The 2,129-nt window shown below is 49.6% G+C and carries 2 protein-coding genes and 2 pseudogenes; 2 read left to right on the forward strand and 2 right to left on the reverse strand.

Annotation, left to right across the window (positions count from 1 at the left end; genetic code table 11):
* Nucleotides 1-817 (forward strand): hypothetical protein (locus KDK16_RS05605; RefSeq protein ID WP_257275065.1); only part of this gene is annotated, 817 nt, incomplete at its 5' end.
* Nucleotides 818-970: 153 nt separating this feature from the next.
* Here KDK16_RS05605 and KDK16_RS13515 read toward each other — a convergent pair.
* A pseudogene (locus KDK16_RS13515) lies at nucleotides 971-1,081 on the reverse strand (hypothetical protein); the annotation flags it as partial.
* An 84-nt stretch (nucleotides 1,082-1,165) separates the two neighbouring features.
* On the opposite strand from KDK16_RS13515, the gene KDK16_RS05615 reads away from it, so the two are divergent.
* On the forward strand, nucleotides 1,166-1,633 hold the full coding sequence (locus KDK16_RS05615) for a DUF29 domain-containing protein (RefSeq protein ID WP_257275067.1): 468 nt from the start codon (nucleotides 1,166-1,168) through the stop codon (nucleotides 1,631-1,633).
* 12 nt (nucleotides 1,634-1,645) lie between these two features.
* Here KDK16_RS05615 and KDK16_RS13520 read toward each other — a convergent pair.
* Nucleotides 1,646-2,084: pseudogene (locus KDK16_RS13520) on the reverse strand (DEAD/DEAH box helicase family protein); the annotation flags it as partial.
* Nucleotides 2,085-2,129 lie beyond the last annotated feature (45 nt).

Genomic DNA, 2,129 nt, shown 5'->3' on the forward strand with positions numbered 1-2,129 from the left:
CCAACGCTTTGGTGGACAAAGTCACTATCTTTTTCGCCAGGGCTGCTCCTCTGCCAGTTTCAGTAAAGATAGCAAGCAATTGTGTGTCAGTTGGACGTTTGACAACCAAATAGCCTGCTTTGAGCAATCGGCTGGAGATTGGCGACCTATAACGGTACTGATACCGGCTATTGATGAGGTGGTTATTGATCAACCCGTTGGGGCTACCTTCGCAGATGCACACTTGTTGGTTATCCATAGAGGTGGAGAGTTAGTTTTATGCCCTCCCAAGATGGTTAATCAAACCACTGGCACGGGTCCTGCTCACTATTCCTACCAAGCTCTTGGTTGTCGGTTGTATTCCCATCAATGTCAAACCGCTACCGGGCAGCAGGCCATGACCCAACAGGTTTGTTCATTCAATCCGTGTGAGAATGCCATGTTTCCACCGAATGGGGAGGGAGTGGAGGATACCATCGAGTCAAGCTGGCCAGACCTGGGAAAACTGGATGAAATCCGACAGTACTACAGCAATACCTTTTTGATTGCTGGCGAGCGGGGCTTGCACGTTGTTCAGTTTGACAATGGTAGCATCTGTTATCAAACAACTCTGGCCAGCCCCCATGGAAGTGCGGATTGGCCGGGAAACCGAATTACGTTTGACTTCAGTGGTGACCAGCTAGTGGTCGGTAGTCGCTTTAATCATTCCGTCCATCTCCTGCAGATTCATCAAGCGGGTGGTCGGCCCCTTGGTTCGTTTTCACCATTGCGGGTTGCTTCGATGATGTCGCTAGTGACCACGTTGTTTAACGCTGTTGCTATTTTGCGATGCTGGTGACTCACTTTTTGTTTGCAAAATGATGATGGCCTGTTATCCGTTTTTGAAGGGGGTCGGAATACCCCTGTATGTCGGACCCTCAGGTTTTTCTACGCCTTAAATTACCGAAAAATTACAACAAATGGAGATACAACGTGATTGACAGTAACCTTTGGCGCTGCCCTGGTGGCACTCATCCACGACGATCAGGTCAAAGAAGTCGGGCGAGAATTGCCTGAAGATGTAATGCTCTTCTTTCTTGCCCGTCACCGCCTGGTAAAGCACCCGGCAAAGGCATCTGTGCTTTGGTAATTCATTTTGATTCCCTTCTGTTAATTGCCTACATTGGTAGGCCAATGGAGGTATTTTATGGAAAACTTGTACGACACTGATTTCTACACATGGTCCTACCAACAAGCTGAGCTTATCAGGCAAGGCCGTTTTGATGAACTGGACATTGACAACCTGGTTGAGGAAGTTGAGGACATGGGTAGAGCCCGTTACCGTTCTGTAGATAGCCGTTTGTCTCAATTACTCATGCACGCTCTTAAATGGCAGATGCAGGTTGGAAAAAATGATCTGCATGAGATGGATCGTTGGTTCCGAAGTTGGTCAACCAGTATTGCCAAGCAGCGGGACGCCATAGAGAAAGAGCTTCAGGAAAATCCTGCTCTCAATAGCAAATTGACTGAGATTTTTCCGAAGGCTTATGATTATGCCCGAAAGCTGGCCGCCAGAGAGATGCTGTGCAAACCCGACGCTTTCCCGACTGAATGCCCATGGACCTACGAACAAGTCATGACAGAAGACTGGCTGCCGGAGGCGGACCATGACTGATTTATACAAATTCTGTTTCGACTTCCATAGTCGCCAGATGGTCTGGAAGGCGGTGTAGGTTTTGCCGGTACCAGAGGCCATGACCAGCAGGATACGATCCTGGCCCTTGGCGATGGCCTCAATGGTCCGTTTGATGGCGTTGGCCTGATAGTAGCGCGGACGTTTGCCGTCCTTGTTGATATAGAAGGGGCGCTGATGCTTTTACGAACGGAGTATCAAGATGGTCGGCGTATTCCAGTGCCTGTTGCCGACCTGCTCCCACACTGTGGTTATTATCTTTGGCTTCAATGATGGCGATTGGCAGGCCGTCCCGTTAGAAGAGCAGTTAGTCAGCCCGCCTTTCTCCCCTCCCCCGGCTGTGGAGTGTGCCTTTGACGGTTATACGACCAACGGCAAAGGTAACTTCTTCGCGAATTTGCGTGTGTATGTTCCAGCCGGATTTCTCTAGCAGCCTGTCGGACTTAAGCGTCCGTAGCGAGGATTGCAAGAAATTGAG

It is taken from the genome of Endozoicomonas sp. SESOKO4 (genome assembly GCF_024606275.1).